A 23,305-nucleotide genomic window follows, 5' to 3' on the forward strand; every position below is an offset into this window, starting at 1 on the left:
TGACATTGCCGCCGACCCTTGCGACGAAGCGGCCACATGAGCGCTCTCGATCCGGTCTCCCGGCGGCGAACCTTCGCCATTATCTCCCACCCCGACGCGGGCAAAACTACGCTGACCGAAAAGCTGCTGCTGTTCGGCGGCGCGATTCAGCTCGCCGGCGAAGTGCGCGCCAAAGCCAACCGCCGTCAGACCCGCTCCGACTGGATGGGAATCGAGCGCGAGCGCGGCATCTCGGTCGTCACCTCGGTGATGACGTTCGAATATGGCGATTGCGTCTATAATCTGCTCGACACGCCGGGCCACGAGGACTTTTCCGAGGACACCTACCGCACCCTCACCGCCGTCGATTCCGCCATCATGGTGATCGACGCGGCCAAGGGCATCGAGGCGCGCACGCGCAAGCTCTTTGAGGTTTGCCGGCTGCGCGACATTCCGATCGTGACGTTCATCAACAAGCTCGATCGCGAGACGCGCGACCCGTTCGATCTGCTCGACGAGATCGAAAAAACCCTCGCCCTCGATGTCGCTCCAATCACCTGGCCTCTCGGCAGCGGGCGCAGCTTCATCGGCACCTATGATCTTGAACGCAATGTCGTGCGCCGGCTCGACCGCGACGCCGCGCCAAGCCCGGTCAGCGGTCCAAACGATCCGCTCATCAAAGGGCTGATGAGCGAAGCCGATTTCGAAACCACCCGGGAACAAATCGAACTGGCGCGCGGCGGCCTCAAAACCTTCGATCGCAGCTCCTTTCTCGAAGGCCATCTGACCCCGGTGTTTTTCGGCAGCGCGCTGCGCAATTTCGGCGTGCGCGATCTGATCGACGCGCTGGCGAAATTCGCTCCGCCGCCGCACGGTTTGGAGGCGGCCTCGCGCCATGTCGATGCGCGCGAAGACAAAATGACCGGCTTCGTGTTCAAGATTCAGGCGAATATGGACCCAAACCACCGCGACCGCATCGCCTTCATGCGGGTCTGCTCGGGCAAATTGCGGCGCGGCATGAAGGCCAAGCTGGTGCGGACGGGGAAAAATATCGCGCTGAACGCGCCGCAATTCTTCTTCGCTCAGGATCGCCAATTGGCCGAGGAAGCCTTTGCGGGCGACGTCGTCGGCATTCCCAACCACGGCACATTGCGCATCGGCGATACGCTGACGGAGGGCGAGGACCTCGTGTTCCGCGGCGTGCCGAGCTTTGCCCCCGAAATTTTGCGGCGGGTGAAGATCAGCGACGCGATGAGGGCGAGAAAGCTGCGCGAGGCGCTGAGCCAAATGGCCGAGGAAGGCGTCGTCCAGATGTTTTTGCCCAATGACGGATCAGGCGCGATCGTCGGGGTGGTTGGCGCGCTGCAGCTTGACGTGCTCGCCGACCGGCTGGAGGCCGAATATGGTCTTAGCGTCAGTTTTGAAACCAGCCGCTTTGAAACCTGCCGCTGGGTGACGGCCAAAACTCCGGCCGAACTCGAGAAATTTACGCAGGCGCATCCCTCGTCCATGGCGGCCGATCTCGACGGGGCCCCAGTTTTCCTCGCGGCGTCAGCCTGGGATCTGAAATACGAGCAGGACAAATGGCCGGAAGTCACTTTTTCCGACATCAAGGACTATCAGAAGACTGCATAGCGGCGGCTTCAGAGCTCTGATCGCACAACTTTGCCTCGCGTTTTTGTTCATGGTTTGTTTTAAAACCGCCGCGCGCTCGCAGCTTGGCCCTCGATCTGAATCGTTTGGACGGGGGTTTTGTCGGCGCGATCGAGCGTTTTGAAGCCGAGTTTCTGACGCGGCGGCCGATCGCGCGCGCCATCTTTCCCGGGCAGCGTTCGCCAATTGCGCCGCCTGCCTCGGCCATCGTCGAGCGCCCGCGCGGAGCTCTGCTGATGGCCGCAACGGAGGAGACCTTCTCCATCGACAATCCGGCCCATCTCGCCGCCGCGGGCGACATTCTCGCCGCTCTCGCCCCCTTCGAGGCTCCGCCCTGGCCACCCGACGCCATGCCCGAATGAGGAGCCGCGACTCCTCGGTGCTCGCGGAAGTTGACGGCCAGCCGACGCGCGCCCAAGATAAAGGCAGCTGATCGATTTCGAGCGCCGCGGCCAATGCGTTGCGATTGAAGGGGTGGCGGCAATGGACTTAGCGCGGCAGCTCTCCGAGCTTCCAGTATGGCTGGCGGCGATTCTCGTCGTCGGCTTGCCGACCGCCGTCGCGGTAGCCTGCTCCGCCGCCGTTCGCAGGCAGTTCGGCTTTGAAGGATTGCGGGCGAATAATGAAGTCGCCGGCTTCAAATTCGCCGTTCTTGGCGTGGTCTACGCCGTTCTCCTCGGCTTCGCGGTCATCGTCGTCTGGGAAAAATTCCACACGGCCGAGGTCGCCGTCACGCACGAAGCCGGCGTGGCGGCGACGCTTTTCAGGCTCTCGGACGGACTCCCGAACAGCGACAGGCTGATATTGCGCACGCAGCTCAGCGCCTACATTGATGCGGCGATCGAGGATGACTGGCCGGCGATGGCTCGGGGCGCGGCCAGCCCGAAGGTCACGCAGGCGGTCAATAACCTCTATAAGACGGCGTTGGCGAACCAATCGGACGACTATCGAGGGGTCGCAATTTTATCTGAAATTTTGCGGCAGCTCGATCTCCTGACGCAAGAGCGCCGCACGCGCATCACGTTCGCGGAGGGCATAGTCCCTGGCGTCGTTTGGGCGGTCTTGCTATTTGGAGCCGTGGCGACGGTCAGCTTTACTTTCTTCTTTGGCACGCTTTACGCGGCCGCCCAGCTTGTCATGACTGGGCTGCTGACCGCCGTTATCTTCACGGCGCTGCTGGTGATCTTATCGATTAACTGCCCGTTCACCGGGCCGACCAGCGTGAGCAGCGAGCCGCTGGCCAAGGTGCTCAAAGAATTCGGGGAAGCTCGCTAGAAGCGCCCCGCTCCCCTATCACGCCGCTTTTTGCTTCGGCGCGATCAGCTTGCGGTTGATCAGCATCTCCGCGATCTGAACCGCGTTCAGCGCCGCGCCTTTGCGCAAGTTATCGGCGACGACCCATAGCGAGAGGCCGTTCTCGATCGTCGGATCCTCGCGGATGCGCGAAACATAGGTGGCATCCTCGCCCGCCGCCTCATGCGGAGTGATGTAGCCGCCCGACTCGCGCTTATCGATCACGAGGCAGCCCGGGGCTTCGCGGAGGATTTCACGCGCCTCCTCTGCGCTGATCGGATTCTCGAACTCGATATTGACCGCTTCCGAATGGCCGATGAAAACCGGCACCCGGACGCAGGTGGCGCTAAGCTTGATCTTGGGATCAAGGATCTTCTTGACCTCGACCATCATCTTCCATTCCTCTTTGGTCGAGCCATCCTCCATGAAGACGTCGATGTGGGGAATGACGTTGAAGGCCATGCGCTTCGGAAATTTCTTCGATTCGACCGGATCCGACACGAAAATCGCCCGTGTCTGGGCAAAAAGCTCGTCCATAGCTTCCTTGCCGGCCCCCGACACCGATTGATAGGTGGCGACGACGACGCGCAGAATCTTGGCCTTGTCGTGCAAGGGCTTCAGCGCCACCACAAGCTGCGCCGTGGAGCAATTTGGATTGGCGATGATGTTTTTCTTGGAAAAATCGACGATCGCGTCGGGATTGACCTCGGGCACGATCAGAGGCACGTCGCTGTCATAGCGCCAGGCCGACGAATTATCGATGACGACGCAGCCCTGCCGCCCGATCCTTGGCGACCACTCCTTCGAGACCTCGCCTCCCGCCGACATCAGGCAGATATCAACTCCGGTGAAATCGTAGTTTTCAAGGGTTTTGCATTTCACGATCTTGTCGCCAAAGGACACTTCGGTCCCGATCGACCGAGACGAGGCGAGCGCCACGACCTCGTCGACCGGAAACCGGCGCTCCGCGAGAATATCGAGCATTTCGCGCCCGACATTGCCCGTCGCGCCGACGACAGCGACCTTGAAACCCATTTTTTTCTCCATTCAAAACGAATCCGGAGCAAAGCTCGCTCGCTCGAAGCGGTCTTGGCTGGGCGCTTCACGCCTCCGCGCAAGGCTCCTTGGAAAAGCCCCCGGCGTCCGAAACTCCCTACATAGGCGATGTGGGTGAAGGCCGCAACGCGGCCATCGTCCGCCTCAGGTCCGCCTCTGGTCGAGGCGCCCAAGAAACGGTTAATGCGCGGCGGCGCCGTAAAGGCTCCGTTGAGGCTAATTGCAAGCAGGGCCGCGCCAGTAACGTTTCGCACAACCTTCAGGCCGCAGATTGGCGCGTCGGAAAGCGCGTCATGCGACGGCGCGGGGATCATTTATGCGGCGCTTTGCTTTTCAGGGTCGGGACACGACCGCCGATGCGGACGACCCGGCGTATTTTGTCCCCGGCGAGCTCCCTTTGTCGCGGGCGAAAAAATCCCGGCGTCTGTTTCGCCGCGTGGTCGTGGCGACGATGGCCGCGTTTGGCGTCGCTTGCGCCTTGGCGCTTCATCACGCCGGGGACGGGGCTTCGTCCGATATCAGCTCGCAGGCCACGCCTCCAGCGCCTTTGCCCGCCTGGATAGAAATCGCAAATCCCGCAGAATTGTTCACAGTCACGTCGCCCGAACTCGTCAAGAGGGCAAAAATCTACACGGCCCGCGAGCATCGAACTGGCGGCGGACGGCAGGATACTTTGGTCTCCGGCGACTTGAACGGCGCTGGCCCTGTTCTGCGCCTCGTGATCTACCATGTCGGCAAAGAAGCAGCGGCGCCGGCCGCGTTTTTCGTCGATCTCGCCCGCCGCGCCGCGGAAACGGGACGAGCCATCACTTTCGCGGCGCAGCCGACAGCGCTCTCGACCCGGCTTGGCGTCTTTGAGGCGGCTGACCTCGTTTTGACCCAAACGGGGTCGGCGGATGCGCCATGTCTTGGTTTCCGACTAGCCTATGCGGCGAGCCTGCGCCTCACGGGCTTTGCCTGCGGCGGGAAAAACGAGACTGCTGCATCATTCGCGTCGAAAGCCAAGCTCGCTTGCCTGCTCGATACTCTCGAACTCGCTCCAAAGGTTGACGACAAGGATCTTGTCGCCTTTTTCGCCGCGCGGGAACTGAACGACGACACGGCTTGCGATGGTGCGGACGAGAGGCGCTCGCTCCAGCTGGTTGGCGACGCCTTCCGATGACGCTTCGGGAGGGGAGCAAATAAAAGCGCCCTGAGGGGCATTTTCTTCAAGCAAGGATGAACTAAACCGCTGCCTCTGCGTTATAAGCTCAGCAGCAAGGGATTATGAAAATGGTTTTCGATATGCACCGCAAGACGAAATTGATCATTCTCGCCGCTGCGGCTGTCGCCGCGCTTACAGCGCCGGCTTCGGCTCAAAACAAGCTGCACCGCCATGCGCGCCCGGTTGTCGATGTCGCCGACTCCAGCGAGCGCCCGCCGTTGACCGTGAACCGGCGCAGCTTTCTCGATCCCGGACCGGTCGTCCCGGTTGGCAGCATGTCGAACTACGTGACCGCCAGCACAATTTTCAATCAGACCCCGGATCAAGTTAATCAGCGGTCGCAGTACGGCAATGAACTGCTGCCGCGGCCCCTCGAAATTCCGGCGCGCTCGCAGCCGATCTTCGAGTTCGAGACGCCGCGTCTCGACTGACGTGGGTTTTTCCCGGCAGGGCGGCGTGGATGCCGATTGGCTCCTCCGCTTTCCGGGCGGCAACGCAGGTGGCGCAGGCCCGATGGATTAGGGACTGATCGGTTTAAGGTTAAATCTATCAGTTTTTTGTTTGCTCTGTCCTCGCCCCTCGGGGTCCGTGACTTAACGAACTGCGATCTGGAGTTCGGCGAGGATCGCGTCGCCCATCTCCGAGGTCGATACGATTTGCGGCGCGCCATTGGCGATATCGGCCGTGCGAAGTCCCTTGGCGAGAACGTTAGAGATTGACCGGTCGATCCGATCGGCGAGATCGCCGAGATTGAACGAATAGCGCAAGGCCATCCCGAGCGAGCTGATCATCGCTATCGGATTGGCGATCCCCTTGCCCGCTATGTCAGGCGCAGAGCCATGCACAGGTTCGTAAAGAGCTTTGCGCGCGCCGCTCCTCGCATTTCTTTCTCCGAGAGAGGCGGAAGGCAACATCCCAAGAGAACCTGTCAGCATCGCCGCGACATCCGACAGCATGTCGCCGAAGAGATTATCGGTGACAATGACGTCGAACTGCTTTGGCCGGCGGACCAGCTGCATGCCGAGCGCATCGGCAAGCTGATGTTCGAGGATGACGTCGGGGAACTCGCGCACGTGCAAAGCCGAAATAACCTCGTGCCAGAGCACGCCCGATTTCATCACATTGCGCTTTTCCGATGAGGTGACCTTGTTGCGACGCTTGCGCGCCAACTCAAAAGCCACTCGGCCGATGCGTTCGATCTCATAGGTATCGTAGATCTGCGTGTCGATGCCGCGCTTCTGCCCATTGCCGAGATCGATGATCTGTTTCGGCTCGCCGAAATAAACGCCGCCGGTCAATTCGCGAACGATCATGAGATCGAGCCCGTCGACGAGTTCGCGCTTCAGCGAAGACGCGTCGGCGAGAGCCGGATAGCAGATCGCCGGCCGCAGATTGGCGAAAAGCTGCAAGTCCTTGCGGAGCCGCAAAAGACCCGCTTCCGGACGCAGATCATAGGGAACGGCGTCCCATTTCGGGCCTCCGACGGCGGCGAGCAGAACAGCGTCGGCTTCTCCGGCGCGCGCCATATCGGCCTCGCTGATCGCAACGCCATGCGCGTCATAGGCGGAACCGCCGACAAGGCCTTTTTCGATCTCGAACTTGACCAGCCCTTGGCGCGTCAAAAAAGAAACGATTTTCTCCACTTCGGCCATCACTTCGGGGCCGATGCCATCGCCGGGGAGCACTAGAAGCTTGTAAGTTGCCATATTTTAAGCTCCTCGCGCTTCAAAGGCGCTACACGGCAGCAAGTTGACGCAAGACATAGGGGAGAATGCCTCCATTGTTGAAATAATTAAGTTCGTCGACGGTGGCGATGCGAGAGAGAAGCGGGACCTTTTTCACCTCGCCATTGGCGTATTTTATCTCCGCCTCCATCATCTGGCGCGGCTTCAACGTTGCGCCAAGGCCGTGGATGGTGACTTCCTCATCGCCCTTGAGCTGCAGAGTCTTCCATGTCGCCCCAGCCTCGAAAGTAAGCGGCAAGACGCCCATGCCGACGAGATTCGAGCGATGAATCCGCTCAAAGGATTCGGCGATCACGGCGCGCACGCCAAGCAGCCTCGTGCCCTTGGCCGCCCAGTCGCGCGAAGACCCATTGCCATATTCGGCTCCGGCGAAAACAACAAGCGGCACGCCCTCGGCCTGATATTTCATGGCTGCGTCGAAGATAGACATTTCTTCGCCGCCCGGCCAATGCTTGCTGTATCCGCCCTCCGGCACCGTTCCGTCTTCTCTTTGACGGATAAAATTTTTGATCCGGATATTGGCGAAGGTGCCGCGCATCATGATCTCGTGATTGCCGCGCCGCGTGCCGTATTGGTTGAAGTTTTCCGCCGAAACCTGCCGCTCGAGCAGATAATCGCCAGCGGGCGAGGCCGCCTTGATCGATCCTGCCGGGGAAATGTGATCCGTGGTGATCTTATCGCCGAAAAGCGCGAGGATCCGCGCATTCTCGATTTCCTTGACCGGCTCCGGCTTAATTTTCAATCCAACGAAATAGGGCGGGTTCTGCACATAAGTGGAGCCGATGTCCCATTTATAGGTGTCGCCCACGGGCGCCTTCACCTTGCGCCAATTGACGTCGCCTTCGAAAACGTCGGCGTAACGCTCCTTGAAGACCTTTCGGGTCACGAATTTTTTGATGAAGCTGGCGATCTCCTCGTCCGAGGGCCAGATGTCCGCGAGGAAGACGGGATTGCCCTTTTTGTCGTGGCCAAGCGGCTCGACCTGGAGATCCTTGGCGACCGTTCCGGCGAGCGCGTGGGCGACCACGAGCGGCGGCGAGGCAAGATAATTCGCCTGGACGTCAGGGCTGATTCTGCCCTCGAAATTGCGGTTGCCCGAAAGGACCGCCGCCGCGACAATGCCGTTCTCGTTGATGGTCTTGGAGATTTCGGGCGCAAGGGGACCCGAATTGCCAATGCAGGTGGTGCAGCCAAAGCCAACCAGATTGAAGCCGAGCTTGTCGAGCGACTTCTGCAGGCCGGACGCGGAGAGATATTCGGCGACGACCTGACTTCCAGGCGCAAGCGAGGTCTTGACCCAAGGCTTTGACCCTATGCCCTTGGCGATCGCATTGCGGGCGAGCAGACCGGCGCCAATCAGCACGTTCGGATTCGACGTATTGGTGCAAGAGGTGATCGCGGCGATGACGACGTCGCCATGGCCAAGATCGAAATCCGCGCCTTCGACCTTATAGCGCGTCTGCGCATCGGCGGTCTTGCGATACTCCGTCCCAAGAGCGGTCTTGAAGCCGGCCCCAACCGAGCCGAGCGCGACGCGTCCTTCGGGGCGCTTTGGGCCGGCCATCGACGGGGTGACGGAGGCTAGATCGAGATGGAGCGTGTCGGTGAAGACCGGCTCCGCGGCTGTTCTCGTCCGATAGAGCCCCTGCGCTCTGGCGTAAGCTTCGACCAAAGCCACGCGTGTCGGAGTGCGCGCCGAAGTCGCCAGATAGGAGAGGGTCTCCGAGTCGACGGGGAAGAAGCCGCAGGTCGCGCCATATTCCGGCGCCATATTGGCGATGGTCGCGCGATCGGCCAGCGAAAGATGATTGAGGCCTGGCCCAAAAAACTCGACGAATTTGCCGACGACGCCTTTTTGCCGCAGCATCTGTGTTACGGTCAGAACAAGATCTGTGGCGGTGACGCCGGGCGCGAGCTGGCCGGCAACCCTGAATCCGATGACCTCGGGCAGAAGCATCGACAGCGGCTGGCCGAGCATGCAAGCCTCGGCCTCAATGCCGCCGACTCCCCAGCCGAGCACCGAGAGCGCGTTGACCATCGTCGTGTGCGAATCGGTGCCAACGAGCGAGTCAGGATAGGCGATCTCAATTGTCTCCGCCTTCCCGCGCGCGGGCTTAAATTTTTCTTTCCGCGTCCAGACCGTCTGGGCGAGATATTCGAGGTTGACTTGGTGGCAGATCCCGGTTCCCGGCGGCACGACCCGGAAGTTATCGAATGAATCCTGGCCCCATTTCAGGAACCGATAGCGCTCGCCATTGCGGCCATATTCGAGATCGACATTGGACTTGAACGCCTTGTTGGTGCCGAAAGAATCGACGATGACGGAGTGATCGATGACAAGATCGACCGGCACCAGCGGATTGATCTTCTGCGGATTGCCTCCGAGCTTGGTCATCGCGTCCCGCATGGCGGCAAGATCCACCACCGCCGGCACTCCGGTAAAATCCTGCATCAGAACCCGCGTCGGACGAAACGCGATCTCGCGTTCGGTTTTTCCCTTGTTCGTCACCCAGGCGGCGACCGCTTCGATGTCTCCCTTGGTGACGGAACGGCCGTCCTCAAAGCGCAGCAGATTCTCGAGCAACACCTTCATCGAAAACGGCAGTTGTGAAATGCCCGCGAGCCCATTCTTCTCGGCAGCCTTAAGCGAGAAATAATGATAGGTCTTGCGACCAACAGTGAGCTTCTTGCGGCATTTGAAACTGTCGAGCGAGGCCATCGGCATTGTTCCCGAGAAGTCGGAATGAAAAAGATATTGGTTTATAAATAATTTCTACGCCGAGAGCTACACGGATGATAGAGCAAGGCCTCAAGCTTTTTGCGCAGCGGCAGTTTCGAGATCATGCGACTTTCCGCCTCACGCCTATCGGTCGAACGCGGCGGCCGGATCGTCTTTTCCAATCTTTCCTTCGCGCTCGACGCGGGTGAGAGCCTTGTCGTCACCGGGCGCAATGGCGCCGGAAAATCGACGTTGCTGCGCGCACTGGCCGGATTGCTCCCGCTGGCCGGGGGCGAATTCTCGTTGACCCCCGCATCAGACGAAAGCATTGGCGAGAAGACGCATTACATCGGCCATGCGGACGCTCTCAAAGGCGCGCTCACCGTCACTGAAAATCTCCACTTTTTCACCGCCCTGCTTGACTCCGCCCGCGGGGGAATGGAGCCCGGCGCGGCGCTCGCTGAATTTGGCCTTGGCCATGTCGCGCATCTGCCTGCCGCCTATCTTTCGGCTGGTCAGAGGCGGCGGGCGGCTCTGGCCAAGCTCCTCGTCGCCAGGCGGCCAATCTGGCTGCTTGACGAGCCGACCACCTCGCTCGACGCCGCGTCTCAGGCTTTGATGGAACAAATCATGGCGGCGCATTTGACTGCAGGCGGCATGATCGTCGCGGCGACCCACGCAAAGCTCGGGCTTCCCGGCCGCGAATTGCAGCTCGGAGCGCTTGCGTGAGCGCCGAGCAGCTGACGCAATCCCCGCTTCGCGCCCTGTTTACGCGCGAATTGCGGATTGGCCAGCGCATCGGCGGCGGCGCCAGCCTCGGCGTCGTTTTCTTTCTGATTCTTGTCACTCTGACTCCCTTTGCGGTCGGCCCCGATCTGGTTTTGCTGGGGCGGATCGCGCCGGCGATTTTGTGGATTTCCGCTCTGCTCGCCACTCTCCTCGGACTGGACCGGCTGTTTCAGGCCGATCATGAGGATGGTTCGCTCGATCTCATTCTGACCAGCCGGGCTTCGCTGGAGATGATCGTTCTCGTCAAATGTTTTGCGCATTGGGTTCTGACCGGCCTGCCCCTCGTCGCGGCGGCGCCGTTTTTTGGCCTGATGCTCGCTCTGCCGACGCATCAGCTGCTGAGCGTGACGGCCTCGCTCCTCGTTGGCACTCCAGCGCTGACCTTGATCGGCGCGATCGGCGCGGCGCTCACCGTCACTCTGCGGCGAGGCGGACTTTTGCTCGCGGTGCTGATCCTGCCGCTTTGCGTGCCGGTGCTGATCTTTGGAGTCGCCGCAGCGGCGACCGATGGCGCGAGCCCCTTTGCGCCGCCTTTTTTGATTCTCTGCGCGCTCAGCCTCCTGGCGCTCGTCGGCGCGCCGATCGCGGCGGCGGCGGCCTTGCGTCAAATGAGCGAATAAGCGGCGGCCTCCGAGGCGAAGGGCCTTCTAGCGCAGGACTGGAGCGCGAGGCGGCGCAGCGGCCATCGAATAGGAAAGCCGCAACAACTCCCCCGGCGACGCCATATTTTTTTGTGAAAGCTTCACAAATTTCACGCATTAATATGAGGAAGCCTGGGCATCTGCTCCAAGAGGTGATCATGAAACGATTTGGGATAGCTGCGTTCGCGGCGGCGTTGGTGTTTTCCGGCATTGGGGGCAGCGCTTTGGCCGAGACTGCAGAGGCCCCCGCCGCCGGCGATAAAGTCGCCCATCCCGCCATCGATCAGGCCGCGCTCGACATTCTCAAAGCCGCGAGCGACAGGCTCGCCAACGCCAAGAGCCTCTCCTTCGTCGCGCTCGGCGCTTTCGACGTTCCCGCTCGAAATGGTCAGCCCTTATTCTACCATACGCGCTCGGACGTGCTTCTCGTGCGGCCAAATAAGCTTCGCGTGATCGTTCCCGGCGATGGCCCTCCCTCCGAGTTCTATTTTGACGGAACGCATGTCGCGGTCTTGACGCCGCAGCAGGATCTGCTCGCCGTCACTGAGGTTCCAGGCAACCTCGAAGAGATGCTCGACAAGATCTATAAAAAGGCGGGAATTTATTTTCCCTTCGTCGATGTTCTCGTCGCCGACCCTTATACGGCCTTGACCTCCGGGCTGACCGGGGCCTTCGTGATCGGCAAGTCGACCCTCGTCGGCGGCACGACCACGGATGTCCTCTCAATTTCAGACGAACACGTTCATCTTCAGATCTGGATCGGAGCCGAAGACAAGCTACCGCGCCTGATCTGGGCGACCGCCGCCGACAGCGCCGAGAAGCCGCGTCACATGGTGCAATTCTCCGATTGGAAGATCGACGGCGACGTCAGCCAGGCGTCCTTCGCGCCGCAACGAAAGCCAACGACCAAAGAAATTCCCTTCGGCCGCCCCGATGATGGCGAGCCGCCGGCAAAGCCCTAAATTTATCGCAAGATCCGCATCGAGCTCGATATTGAGGTTTCAGCCATGAATCGCAGTTTACTCGCCGGCGTCGCCATACTCACCTTAGCGTTGGCTGTCGGGACGCCGCGGCCGGTTGACGCGTTCCGCGGCGGCGGATTTGGCGGCGGCGGTGGATTTCACGGCGGCGATTTCGGCGGCGCAGGCGGATTTCACGGCGGCGGCGGCTGGCATGGTGGCGGGGTTAATGCCAACTGGGGCGGCGGCACTTGGCACGCCGATGGCTGGCACGCCGGCGGCGGCTATGGCGGCGGGTTCCACGGTCCGGCCGTCGTCAACCATTACTATGGCGGCGGTTGCTGGGGCTGCGGCGCGGCTGTCGCTGCGGGAGTTATTGGCGCTGCGGCGGTGGGCGCTTACGCCATTGGCTCGATGGTCGCCAGCGTCCCTGTCGGATGCCCCTACCAAAACGTGGGCGGGACGAGTTACTACGTTTGCAACGGCACGTGGTTCCAGCCCTATTATGGCTACAACGGCCTCTATTACCGCGTCGTCCAGCCGCTTTAGAAAATCCGCGCAAGGCTAAAAATGGGAGAGCCGGCCCAGCTCTCCCGCGGCGGCCATTACATCGGCGGCTTTACTCCATCGCGACCGAAATTGATGATCATTGCGTCGATCTCGCCGTTTTCGCGCTTCGGGCCCATGGCGACAACTGCGACGCCTGGCTTCAATTCGCTTTTATCGCCTTTCTCCATGGCGACGATTTGCGTCTCGGGAGTCGTCGTTACTTCGGCCTCGCCGCCCTTGTATTTCACCTTGATGGTCTGACCATCGACTCCGGCCACCGCGTTCGCGACCGTGGCGTTGGTCATCGAGCTGTTTGGAAGCAGATCCCAAGGCCGCTGCCCTTCTCCGGTCCCGCGCATCGCATCCGGGAATATATGGATCTCGACCGCGCGTTGACCGCCATGCCCGTCGGGCACGCTGGTGATGCCGACAAAGGAGTCGGTCTTTATATCCGCAAGGCTAGCCTTGACCGTAGCAGTAATTTTCGCTGCGTCGGCGATATGGACAACCCGGACTGCGCCGTCGCGCAGCTTCAGCTGCACAGTCGATCCATCTATCGCATCAATCACGCCGCGCAAGCGAACCGAGGCCGGCTGCTGAGCGACGCCAGTGGAAACCATGGCGCAGAGGCCAAGCGAAAAGGCCGCAATCTTCAGCGCCGCATCGGCACCCTTTAACGACGCAATTTTCAGCATAATTGACCCTCAATTAAATCAGCTTTGATGACATAGACCTTCGGGCAGCGCTCTCGCCAGTCACTCACGCGTGATGATCCAAATGCGCCTATAACGCGCAGACGGAATTGCATTTAGCCGTGCCCCGGCCTAGAGCATTTTTAAATGGGTGGATGAATGCGGCGTCCGCGCGCCGCTTGAGTTATAAGCTGCGGACAGGCTGAACCGTTTCGAGCCAATCGAAATCGCCACAGATGGAATTCATGCGCAACTACGCCAATCCAACCCATTTCCTGCAGCTGACCCGGGTTCTGGTTCCTTTATTCGGCGCTCTGACGGCGGTTCTTCTCTGCCTCGGGCTCTATCTTGCCTGGTTCGTCGCCCCGCCCGACTACCAGCAGGGCGAGACGGTGCGGATCATGTACCTCCACGTGCCCGCCGCTTGGCTTTCGATGTTCATCTATATGGTCATGACGGCGGCGGCTCTCGGTACGCTGATCTGGCGTCATCCGCTCGCCGACGCCGCCCAGAAGGCCGGGGCTCCGCTCGGAGCCAGCTTCACCTTTCTGTGCCTCGTCACCGGCTCGCTGTGGGGCAAGCCGATGTGGGGAGCCTGGTGGGTCTGGGACGCCCGGCTGACCTCCGTCCTTGTTCTTTTTCTGATCTATCTCGCCCTTGTCGCGCTGTGGCGCACGATTGAAGATCCGGGCAAGGCGGCGCGCGCTGCGGCGATTTTCACGCTGGTCGGCGCGATTAATATTCCGATCATCAAATTCTCCGTCGATTGGTGGAATACGCTGCATCAGCCGGCGTCGGTGTTTCGCCTCGGCGGTCCGGCGATCGCAAGCTCCATGCTCTGGCCGCTCCTTGTCATGGCGGTCGCCTTTACCTTTTTGTTCCTGACTTTGCATCTCATGTCGATCCGCAACGAGATTCTGCGCCGCCGCTTGCGCCGCCTGTCGATTCTTGCGGCGGATGCGGAGGAAAGCGGGATTGCGCGCGTTCCCTCATGGGGGGCGGCGCGGTGACCGAAGACCCGCATTTTAGCTTCGTCGTCGCCGCCTATGCGCTCGGCTTTTTGATTGTCGCGGGAATGGTCTTTACCATCCTGCGCGATTACTTCACCTTAAAAACGGCGCTCTCCCATTTCGCCGACCGGGCAGCGCGGCAAGAGGCCCGCCGCACCGGGGCGCAGCGCGAAAGCTTGGATTGAAATGACGACGACGGAGCCGCCGCCTCGCGCCGAGCCCGCATTGGCCCCGAAGCGCTCACTGCTGATTTTCCTGCCTTTGCTGGTCTTCGTCGCGATCGCTGGGCTTTTTCTCATTCGGCTTTTCGCCGGCGACGCGTCGCGCCTGCCTTCGGCGCTCATCGCCAAGCCGGTCCCGACGTTCGCGCTGCCCGGCGTCGAAGGCCTCCCCGGCGCGGCTGGCCTTTCCGATGCGGATCTGCGCCAAGGTAAAGTGACGATCGTCAATGTCTTCGCGTCATGGTGCGTGCCCTGCCGCGAGGAGCATGAGACCTTGATGCGGCTTTCGAAGGATCCCGCCCTCGCCAGCCTCGGCGTGCGGCTGGTCGGCCTCGCTTATAAGGATGCGCCCAACAACGTCCGGGAGTTTCTGGGCGCGGGAGGCGACCCTTATGCCGCGATTGGCGCCGACGAAAAAGGCCGCGTCGCGATCGACTTCGGCGTTTATGGCGTCCCCGAAACCTTCATCGTTAAGGGCGATGGCGCGATCGCCTATCGCTTCGTCGGACCCATCGACGAAGCAGCTCTCGAGGAAACCATTTTCCCCGAGATCGAAAAAGCTATGCGAACTAGCCCTGCCCCATCAGCTTCAGCCAATCCGCCTCGCTGATCGTCTCGACGCCGAGTTCCGCCGCCTTCGCGAGCTTTGATCCGGCCCCCTCGCCCGCGACCACAAGATCGGTCTTCTTTGACACGGAAGCTGCGACTTTCGCGCCAAGCCGCTCCGCCTGCGCCTTGGCCTCGTCGCGGGTTATATGTTCGAGCGCGCCGGTGAACACGATGGTCTTGCCGGCGACCGGGCTTTGCGAGGCGATCGCCTCCATCGGCTGCGGCGTCACATGTCCGAGCAGGGCGTCGAGAACCTCTTCATTGTGCGGCTCGGCGAAAAAATCCCCGATCGCCTCGGCGACTACTTCGCCGAACCCTTCGATATTGTTGATTTCCTCGCGCGCTTCGGAGCCGGCGGATGCGGCGCGGCCCACGGCGCGCAACGCCTCGAACGAACCGAAATGGCGCGCGAGGCGGCGCGCATTGGTCTCGCCCACATGCCGGATGCCGAGCGCAAAAATGAACCGGTTGAGCGCGGGTTTGCGCCGCGCCTCAATCGCCGCGAAAAGATTCCGGGTCGATGTTTCCCCGTAACCGTCGCGATTTTTCAGCTTTGTCAGCGAAGCTTTGTCGCGCGCTTCGAGCGTAAAAATATCGGCCGGCGTTTTGATCAGGCCATCGTGATAAAACTGCTCGATCTGCTTGTCGCCCAGGCCTTCGATGTCCATCGCATTGCGCGAGGCGAAATGCTTCAGCCGCTCGATGACCTGGGCGGCGCAAATGAGACCGCCGGTGCAGCGGCGCACCACGTCGGCGACGCCGGTTTTCTCGTCGATCTCGCGGATCGCCGCCGAACCACAGACCGGGCAAAACTGCGGAAACACGTAAGGCACGGCGTCCGTGGGGCGCTTTTCGAGGACGGGGCCCAGAACCTGCGGAATGACGTCGCCGGCCCGCTGAATCCGCACCGTGTCGCCGATGCGGATGTCCTTGCGGGCGATCTCATCTTCATTGTGCAGGGTCGCGTTGGAAACGACGACGCCGCCGACCGTTACCGGATCCAGCCGCGCGACGGGCGTCATCGCCCCGGTGCGCCCGACCTGAATTTCGATATCGCGCAGCACGGTCGTCGCCTGCTCCGCCGGAAATTTATGCGCCGTCGCCCAGCGCGGCGAGCGCGACACGAAACCGAGCCGCTCCTGCAAGGCGAGCGCGTCGATCTTATAGACGACGCCGTCTATGTCGTAGCCGAGCGATGCGCGCATCGCTTCGATGCGCCGATACTGAGCCAGCAACTCGTCGGCTGAATGGCATAGGGTCATCAATGGGTTGACCGGCAGGCCAAATTTCTTAAACGCGGCGACCATGCCCATCTGCGTATCGGCGGGCAACTGCGGCTCGACCTCGCCCCAAGCGTAGGCGAAGAAATGCAGCGCCCGACCGGCGGTGATCGCCGGATCAAGCTGGCGCAGCGAGCCGGCAGCCGCATTGCGCGGATTGGCGAAAATGACCTTCCCCGCCGCAGCCTGGCGCGCGTTCAGCGCCGCAAAATCGGCATGGGTCATGTAGACTTCGCCGCGCACCTCCAGAATTTTTGGCGGCGCGCCGGATAATTTCGCCGGGATTTCCGCCATGGTGCGCACATTGGCCGTCACGTCCTCGCCTTCAAAACCATCGCCGCGCGTTGCCGCCTGGACCAGCGCGCCGTCCTCGAAGCGCAAAGAGCAAGAGAGCCCGTCGATCTTGGGCTCGGCGGTGACCGGCAGCGGCGCATCCGGCGCACGTCCGAGAAACCGCCGCACGCGCGCGACAAATTCGGCAACGTCTTGATCGCTGAAGATGTTTCCAAGCGACAGCATCGGGATTTTGTGCCGCACCTTGGCGAATTTCTCCGATGGCGCGGCGCCGACTCTCATGGTCAGGGAGTCGGGCGTCGCAAGCTCCGGAAAAGCCGTCTCGAGCGCTCCATAGCGCTGACGCAACAGATCGTAATCGGCGTCGGAAATGGTTGGCGCATCTTCTGCGTAGTAGCGCCGATCATGCGCCGCGATCTCGGCGCCAAGCCGCGCATGTTCGCGGCGCGCCTGCGTCAAATTGAGCGTCTCGATCGGTTTTTGCTGTCTCATGGCGTCGAGAATTAGCATGGGGCGCGGAAGGCGAGAAGGCGCAGGCTGTTGGCCATCCCCACGACGCCGACACGGTTCGGCTTAACCGAGCCATTCTCGTTTTTCTGGGCCTCGCGGGGTGAGCCTCATGCCTCTCGCCACAGCCCTTGATGATAGCCAAACACCCGCTCGTAGCGGGCGATTTCGTCTTTCGGACCCAAAAACTTGGCCGGGTTATCCGACAGTTTCACCGCCGGGCGTCCTTCGGCCTCGACAACTTTGCAGACGAGCGAGGGCGGCGCCAGATCGATATCGGCCCCGTTTGGCGCGCAGCCGGCAAAATCATTGGTGAGATCGGTGCCCCAGCCGATCGAAACCTGGGCGCGGCCGCGCAGATGACGCACCGAATCCTCGATCGAATCGATCGTCATTCCATCCGAAAGGACGATCAGTTTTGTCTCTGGATCGCGACCGCGCTTTTTCCACCAGCTGATCAATTCCTCGGCCGCCTCGATGGGCGGCTTGGAATCCGGGCGCGCGCCAGTCCAATCCCCCGCCCAGTCCGGCGCGGCTGCGAGAAACTGCGCCGTTCCAAACGTATCAGGCAATAGCACCAAGAGATTGCCGTCATAGAGGCGCGCCCAATCCTCCAGCACCTTGAACGGCGCCTCGCGCAGGGCGTTATCGTCATTGGCGAGGGCGGCGTAGACCATCGGCAATTCATGCGCATTGGTGCCGATCGCCTCGAGGCCAAGATCCATGGCGTGCTTGACGTTTGAGGTTCCGATCAGGCTTTCGCCAATTCCTTCTTTGAGGGCTTCGACGCACCAGCGCTGCCACAAAAATCCATGCCGGCGGCGCGTGCCGAAGTCGGACAGCCGCAGCGGCCCCTCATCGGCCAGCTTCCGCAGCCGCTCCACTTTGCTCCAAAGCTTGGCTTTGGCGCGCGCGTATAAAATATCGAGCTCGAAACGGCCCATTTTGTACATGGCGGAGCGCGCCCGCAATTCATTCAGAATCGCCAGCGCCGGGACTTCCCACATCGTGGTTTCGCGCCAAAGCCCCTCAAAGCGCAGTTCGAACTCGCCGTCTTGCCGGGACAGTTTATAAGGCGGCAAGCGAAAATCGGCGAGATAGGCCAAAAACCCGGGCTCGAAAATCTTGGTCTTGCCGTAAAAGCTGTTTCCCGCGAGCCAGATCAGCTCATTCTTCTGGAAGCGCAGGCCGCGCGCATAATCGAGCTGAGCGATGAGTTCCTTCTCGTCGATCGAATCCGAAAGCTTGATGGCGGCGGATCGGTTCTGCAACCGGAAGGTCGCATGAACCTGCGGCTTCAGCTTCCAGATCATCTGCGCCATGAGAAGCTTGTAGAAGTCGGTGTCGAGCAGGCTGCGCACGATTGGATCGACGCGAAACGAATGATCATGCACGCGGGTGGCGATATCCCTTATCATGCATCGCTCGCTTTTTGCCGCCGGGGCTTCATCGCGCGCCTTGGATCAGGCGGGTCGCGGCGGCGCGCGCTTCATCGGTGATTGTCGCGCCGGCCAGCATGCGGGCGATCTCCTCGCGCCGAGCGTCCTTGGCGAGAGCGATCACTCGCGTCGCGACCCGGCTGCCCTTTTCGGTGGCGTCCTTGGCGATACGGAAATGGGCTTCGGCCTGCGCTGCGACTTGCGGCGCATGGGTGACGGCGAGGACTTGCACGCGCGAGGCGAGCCGCGCCAACCTTTGGCCGATCGCGTCCGCCACGGCGCCGCCCACTCCCGAGTCGATCTCGTCGAAGACGAGCGTCGGCGCGGAGCCTTGATCGGCGAGAGCCACTTTCAACGCCAGCATGAAACGCGCGAGTTCGCCCCCCGATGCGATCTTCATCAAAGGGCCAGGCCGCGTTCCGGGATTGGTTTGCACCCAGAATTCGACCTGATCAAAGCCTTCGGGGCCTTCCGCCTCGATTCTGAACTCGGTCGAAAAGCGGGCGCCTTCGAGTTTGAGCGGCGCAAGTTCGGCGGTCACAGCCTTATCGAGAGACATGGCCGCCGACTTGCGCGCCGACGACAGATGTTTCGCCGCCCTATCGTAATCGGCTTTCGCCGTCTCGACCGCGCCAGTCAATTGCAGGAGTTTGGCCTCTCCCGCATCGAGATCGGCGAGGCTGCTCTCGAATGTTTTGGCGAGCGCCGGCAGGGCGTCGACCGGAACCGCGTATTTGCGGCTGGCGGCGCGCAACGCGAACAGTCTTTCCTCTACCCGCTCCAATTCACGCGGATCGAAATCGGCGTCGCGCAGCGCCTGTTCGAGCGTCTGCCCAGCAAGATCGAGCGCGGTCAGGGCCGCATCGAGCGCCTGCGCCGCTGGCGCAATCAACAAAGGGGCTTGGACCTGACGGCGCTCCAGCCGGCGCAACGCCGCCCCCAAGGTCGACAAAGGCGAATGATCGCCGGCGACGCTTTCGAAAACATCGCGCAATTCGCTCGCGACCTTCTCAGACTGCATCATCAAGGCGCGACTCTCCGCCAGCGCCTCCTCCTCGCCAGGTTCGGGAGCGAGCTTTTCAAGTTCGGCGGAGGCATGACGCAGATAATCGGCATCGGCGCGCGCCTTTTCGATCCGCGCCTCTTCCGCGGCGCTCTCCGCCCTCAGTTCGCGCAACCGCGCATGGGCGTTGCGCGTCTTTGAGACCTCGGCCCCCAAGCCGCCAAAGGCGTCGATCAACTCGCGATGCGTATCGGAATCGATCAGGGCGCGGTCGTCGTGCTGGCCATGAATTTCGACGATTTCGCGGCCTATGGCGCGCAGCGCCTGGGAGGTGACGCGCTGATCGTTGACGAAGGCGCGGGTGCGGCCATCGGCCAATTGAACGCGCCGCAGGATCAAGCCGCCGTCGGTTTCGATATCCTGAGCGGTCGCCGCGGCAATCGCCGGATGGTCTGCGGCAAGTTCGAAAACCGCCGTCACCTGTCCCTGCGCCTCGCCCTGGCGGACCAAAGCGCCGTCGCCACGGCCGCCCAAGGTCAGGGAAAAAGCGTCGAGCAGAATCGATTTGCCGGCGCCCGTCTCGCCGGTAAGCACCGTGAGGCCGCCGCCGAGCGCGAGATCAAGCGCATCGATCAAGACGATATTACGGATGGAAAGCTGAACCAGCACCGCGTCGAAGTCTCCCTGCAGCAGCAAGCGAGACCTTATAAGCTAGCCAAAAATAAGCTAGCCAAGACCCATTTTGTGAAAAGCCTTCGATATCCACGAGCCTTGGTCTTCGTGCGGCTCAAGCCCGTCGCTCTGCAGGCGCGCATAGGCGTCCTTGTACCAGACCGAATCGGGATAATTGTGCCCGAGGATGGCCGCCGCCGTCTGCGCCTCTTGCGGAATGCCAAGCGCAAGATAAGCCTCCGTCAGACGCATCAAAGCTTCCTCGGAATGGCGCGTGGTCTGGTATTTGGCGAGCACTTCGCGGAAGCGGTTAATCGCCGCGGCATAATTGCGCTGATTGAGATAATAGCGCCCGACCATCATTTCCTTGCCGGCGAGCTGGTCGCGGGCGACCTGAAGCTTGTATTGAGAATCCTCCGCATATTCCGATTTCGGAAACTTATCGAGGATTTCCTGGAATAGCGCCGCCGCCTTCGCGGACCGGTCCTGATCGCGGCTCACGTCCGGGATTTGATTATAATAGGACATCGCCTCGAGATAATAAGCGTAGGCGATATCCGGCGAATTCGGGTAAAGGCCGATATATCGCTTCGCCGAACCTATCGCGTCATCGTAACTGGCGTTTTGATACTGGCTAAAGGTGGTCATCATCAGACCTTTTCTTTGCCATTGCGAATAGGGAAATTGCTTTTCGACTTCGGCGAACTTCTTCGCCGCGCCGTCATAATCCTTATTCCTTAGACGAAGAAGGCCCTGATTGTAGAGATCGTCCGCCGGGACATCCGGCGCCACCTCGGTCTTATATTTTTCCCCGCCGAAAAGATTCATGGGATTCATCGAAGTCAATGAATTCAAAGAATCACAGGCCCCAGCGGTCATCGCTAAAGCGATCGCAACAGTCATCTTCAACGGCAGTCCGGCCGCGATGCGCGCGGCGGGTTGTCGCAAGTCGTGTGAGCCATGGGTCATGCGGTTTGCTCGATCATCGCCTTGGAAAGGTCATTTGACCGCATTGCTAAAGCAATCATCGCCAATGCGCCAGCATCGGTTTGGGTGGACAGAACGGCATTAATGTGGCGATGAGGCGTTCAGCCTCATTCCTTCGTTCATTTTTAGCGCCCCATCGGCTTCTAGCGGCCAAGCACCAGCTGGACCGACCCGGCGTGGGGTCGAACCGGTCCAGGGAATTCCGCCGCTCTCGATGAGGCTTCAGCTTGATTGACGGCGCAGGAACGCCGGAATCTCGAGTTGATCCTCTTCGTTGGAGCGGGATTGATACGCAGCCCTACCGTGCTGATCGAGCGGCTGTTGCGGCGCGCGCGCCAGCTGCTGCTGCTGCGGACGTTTGCCATATTCGGCGTGAACCGGATTTGGCTGCTGCGGGCGCTGCAGCGCCGGCGCCGGCGGATGCTTCATCTGCGGGGCGGCCGGGCGCTCATGGTGCGAAGGGACGCCCTCATCCTGCCGGCTCGTGCCGAAAGAGGCGAGACGCTCAAGCAACGAGCGGCGCTTTGCTTCCGGATGCGGCTGCGCCGGGACTTCGCCGCGCTGAGCGCGGATCTGATTCTGGGCCGGCAGGGGCAGATCGTCGATCTGAGGCATTCTCTGCTGCCGCACGACCGGCGACTCGGGCGCGCCCGGGACGAATGGACCCGGCTCAAAATGGTCGTTCGCGCGGGCATGCTGCTGCACAGGCTCGAGATAGCGCTGCGGCTGCGGCGATGCCTCTTGAATGTAGACGCCTTGTTGCGAGGTCGGGGCCGCGGGCGCGAATTGCTGCGGAGCCGGAGTCTGAGGAGCGCGCTCCTCATAGACTTGTCGGGCGGGGGCGGCGTAGGGCTCCGGCGCGGCGCTGGGATAGGTTTGCTGCGAGATCGTCTCAATCGGACGCGCAGCGGTTTGCGCCCGCAAGCGATTGGCGACCTCGGTGATGCGGGTTTCGGCGGCCGTCGGCTCCTGCGCTCCAATCGGATGATCGATGCCCGTCGCGACGACCGATACCCTGACGATCCCGTCAAGGCTCGAATCGAAGGTCGCGCCGAGAATGATATTGGCGTCCTCGTCAACCTCCTGGCGAATGCGGCCCGCCGCCTCGTCGACTTCATAGAGGGTAAGATCGTTGCCGCCGGTGATCGAGATGAGCAGGCCCCGCGCGCCTTTCATCGAGACCTCATCCAGCAGCGGATTGGCGATGGCGGCCTCGGCGGCGAGAATCGCGCGCCTGTCGCCCGAAGCCTCGCCGGTGCCCATCATGGCTTTGCCCATCTCGCGCATGATGGCGCGGACGTCGGCGAAGTCGAGATTGATCAGGCCTTCCTTGACCATCAGATCGGTGATGCAGGCGACGCCCGAATAGAGCACCTGATCAGCCATGGCGAACGCATCGGCGAAGGTGGTTTTCTCGGTCGCGATGCGGAACAGATTCTGGTTCGGGATGATGATCAGCGTGTCGACCGCTTTTTGCAGTTCGCCGATGCCCGATTCGGCGACGCGCATCCGCCGCGAGCCTTCAAACTGGAACGGCTTGGTGACGACGCCAACCGTCAAAATTCCCATCTCCCGCGCGGCCCGCGCGATGACGGGCGCTGCGCCGGTGCCGGTGCCGCCGCCCATGCCGGCGGTGACGAACACCATATGCGCGCCGGTGAGATGGTCGCGGATTTCCTCGATCGCCTCTTCAGCCGCCGCGCGCCCGACTTCGGGATAGGATCCCGCGCCAAGGCCCTCAGTCACCTGAAGGCCCATCTGGATGATGCGCTCAGCTTTCGATGAGGTGAGAGCTTGGGCGTCGGTATTCGCGACGATGAAGTCGACCCCGATCAGTCCCGATACTATCATGTTGTTGACGGCGTTGCCGCCCGCTCCACCGACGCCGCACACCATGATACGCGGCTTCAGTTCCCGGAGCTCCGGGGCTTTGAGATTGATCGTCATCGTCTGGCCTCTCGACGTTGGAGCGCCGGTAAGGGTCGCCCAGGTTTGCTTCATTGC

Annotated in this window: 21 protein-coding genes; 12 read left to right on the forward strand and 9 right to left on the reverse strand. The window is 61.5% G+C overall.

All coding sequences use genetic code 11. The annotated features are described in order from the left end of the window. Window positions 1–36 precede the first annotated feature (36 nt). From WDN46_00475 to WDN46_00485, 3 genes are all read left to right on the forward strand, one after another. Window positions 37–1,614, forward strand: a complete 1,578-nt coding sequence (locus tag WDN46_00475) for a peptide chain release factor 3 (GenBank protein MEJ0091954.1) — start codon at window positions 37–39, stop codon at window positions 1,612–1,614. An 83-nt stretch (window positions 1,615–1,697) separates the two neighbouring features. Continuing rightward, entirely contained in the window at window positions 1,698–1,994 is a 297-nt protein-coding gene (locus WDN46_00480) for a hypothetical protein (GenBank protein ID MEJ0091955.1), read from the forward strand. Between the two features lie 121 nt (window positions 1,995–2,115). Then, a complete protein-coding gene (locus tag WDN46_00485; protein MEJ0091956.1) occupies window positions 2,116–2,907 on the forward strand; it encodes a hypothetical protein in 792 nt (263 codons plus the stop codon). An 18-nt stretch (window positions 2,908–2,925) separates the two neighbouring features. On the opposite strand, the gene WDN46_00490 is transcribed toward WDN46_00485, so the two are convergent. Further along, on the reverse strand, window positions 2,926–3,960 hold the full coding sequence (locus tag WDN46_00490) for an aspartate-semialdehyde dehydrogenase (protein MEJ0091957.1): 1,035 nt from the start codon (window positions 3,958–3,960) through the stop codon (window positions 2,926–2,928). Between the two features lie 337 nt (window positions 3,961–4,297). Between WDN46_00490 and WDN46_00495 the strand changes: the two genes are divergently transcribed. Together WDN46_00495 and WDN46_00500 are read left to right on the forward strand one after the other, a co-directional pair. Continuing rightward, window positions 4,298–5,143, forward strand: coding sequence for a hypothetical protein (locus WDN46_00495; protein MEJ0091958.1), 846 nt, complete (start codon window positions 4,298–4,300; stop codon window positions 5,141–5,143). Between the two features lie 110 nt (window positions 5,144–5,253). Further along, entirely contained in the window at window positions 5,254–5,616 is a 363-nt protein-coding gene (locus tag WDN46_00500) for a hypothetical protein (GenBank protein MEJ0091959.1), read from the forward strand. 162 nt (window positions 5,617–5,778) lie between these two features. Here WDN46_00500 and leuB read toward each other — a convergent pair whose 3' ends face one another. Next, entirely contained in the window at window positions 5,779–6,891 is a 1,113-nt protein-coding gene (gene leuB, locus WDN46_00505; GenBank protein ID MEJ0091960.1) for a 3-isopropylmalate dehydrogenase, read from the reverse strand. A 28-nt stretch (window positions 6,892–6,919) separates the two neighbouring features. Beyond that, window positions 6,920–9,649 carry an aconitate hydratase AcnA gene (gene acnA / locus WDN46_00510; protein MEJ0091961.1) on the reverse strand — a complete coding sequence of 910 codons (2,730 nt, stop codon included), beginning with the start codon at window positions 9,647–9,649 and terminating at the stop codon, window positions 6,920–6,922. 123 nt (window positions 9,650–9,772) lie between these two features. Between acnA and ccmA the strand changes: the two genes are divergently transcribed. The 4 genes from ccmA (at window position 9,773) to WDN46_00530 (ending at window position 12,587) form a co-directional block, all read left to right on the forward strand. Further along, window positions 9,773–10,378 (forward strand): heme ABC exporter ATP-binding protein CcmA, encoded by a 606-nt coding sequence (gene ccmA, locus WDN46_00515; GenBank protein MEJ0091962.1) that lies wholly within the window; start codon window positions 9,773–9,775, stop codon window positions 10,376–10,378. Next, entirely contained in the window at window positions 10,375–11,058 is a 684-nt protein-coding gene (gene ccmB / locus WDN46_00520) for a heme exporter protein CcmB (GenBank protein MEJ0091963.1), read from the forward strand. The genes ccmA and ccmB overlap by 4 nt, the downstream gene beginning before the upstream one ends. Window positions 11,059–11,237: 179 nt before the next feature. Continuing rightward, on the forward strand, window positions 11,238–12,041 hold the full coding sequence (locus WDN46_00525) for a DUF2092 domain-containing protein (protein MEJ0091964.1): 804 nt from the start codon (window positions 11,238–11,240) through the stop codon (window positions 12,039–12,041). Window positions 12,042–12,086: 45 nt separating this feature from the next. Beyond that, window positions 12,087–12,587, forward strand: a complete 501-nt coding sequence (locus WDN46_00530) for a hypothetical protein (protein ID MEJ0091965.1) — start codon at window positions 12,087–12,089, stop codon at window positions 12,585–12,587. A 56-nt stretch (window positions 12,588–12,643) separates the two neighbouring features. On the opposite strand, the gene WDN46_00535 is transcribed toward WDN46_00530, so the two are convergent. Next, window positions 12,644–13,282, reverse strand: a complete 639-nt coding sequence (locus WDN46_00535; GenBank protein MEJ0091966.1) for a hypothetical protein — start codon at window positions 13,280–13,282, stop codon at window positions 12,644–12,646. Between the two features lie 233 nt (window positions 13,283–13,515). Here WDN46_00535 and WDN46_00540 point away from each other — a divergent pair, with 233 nt between their 5' ends. From WDN46_00540 to WDN46_00550, 3 genes are read left to right on the forward strand one after another with little or no spacing between them, the layout of a single operon-like run. Beyond that, window positions 13,516–14,289 carry a heme ABC transporter permease gene (locus tag WDN46_00540; GenBank protein ID MEJ0091967.1) on the forward strand — a complete coding sequence of 258 codons (774 nt, stop codon included), beginning with the start codon at window positions 13,516–13,518 and terminating at the stop codon, window positions 14,287–14,289. After that, window positions 14,286–14,474 (forward strand): heme exporter protein CcmD, encoded by a 189-nt coding sequence (locus WDN46_00545; protein MEJ0091968.1) that lies wholly within the window; start codon window positions 14,286–14,288, stop codon window positions 14,472–14,474. The genes WDN46_00540 and WDN46_00545 overlap by 4 nt, the downstream gene beginning before the upstream one ends. Window position 14,475: 1 nt before the next feature. After that, the gene (locus tag WDN46_00550) at window positions 14,476–15,120 is read left to right on the forward strand and encodes a DsbE family thiol:disulfide interchange protein (GenBank protein ID MEJ0091969.1); all 645 of its coding nucleotides are present in this window, start codon (window positions 14,476–14,478) and stop codon (window positions 15,118–15,120) included. Here WDN46_00550 and ligA read toward each other — a convergent pair. From ligA to ftsZ, 5 genes are all read right to left on the reverse strand, one after another. Next, window positions 15,080–17,185, reverse strand: coding sequence for an NAD-dependent DNA ligase LigA (gene ligA / locus WDN46_00555; GenBank protein ID MEJ0091970.1), 2,106 nt, complete (start codon window positions 17,183–17,185; stop codon window positions 15,080–15,082). The two genes, WDN46_00550 and ligA, sit on opposite strands and share 41 nt — an antisense overlap. A gap of 125 nt (window positions 17,186–17,310) precedes the next feature. After that, entirely contained in the window at window positions 17,311–18,618 is a 1,308-nt protein-coding gene (locus WDN46_00560) for a nicotinate phosphoribosyltransferase (GenBank protein ID MEJ0091971.1), read from the reverse strand. Between the two features lie 28 nt (window positions 18,619–18,646). Then, complete coding sequence (gene recN / locus WDN46_00565; GenBank protein ID MEJ0091972.1) at window positions 18,647–20,311, reverse strand: DNA repair protein RecN; 1,665 nt, start codon at window positions 20,309–20,311, stop codon at window positions 18,647–18,649. Window positions 20,312–20,368: 57 nt separating this feature from the next. Next, window positions 20,369–21,217 carry an outer membrane protein assembly factor BamD gene (locus WDN46_00570; GenBank protein MEJ0091973.1) on the reverse strand — a complete coding sequence of 283 codons (849 nt, stop codon included), beginning with the start codon at window positions 21,215–21,217 and terminating at the stop codon, window positions 20,369–20,371. 306 nt (window positions 21,218–21,523) lie between these two features. After that, complete coding sequence (gene ftsZ, locus WDN46_00575; protein ID MEJ0091974.1) at window positions 21,524–23,248, reverse strand: cell division protein FtsZ; 1,725 nt, start codon at window positions 23,246–23,248, stop codon at window positions 21,524–21,526. Between the last annotated feature and the right edge of the window lie 57 nt (window positions 23,249–23,305).

It is taken from the genome of Methylocella sp. (genome assembly GCA_037200525.1).
Taxonomy (GTDB): Bacteria; Pseudomonadota; Alphaproteobacteria; order Rhizobiales; family Beijerinckiaceae; genus Methylocapsa.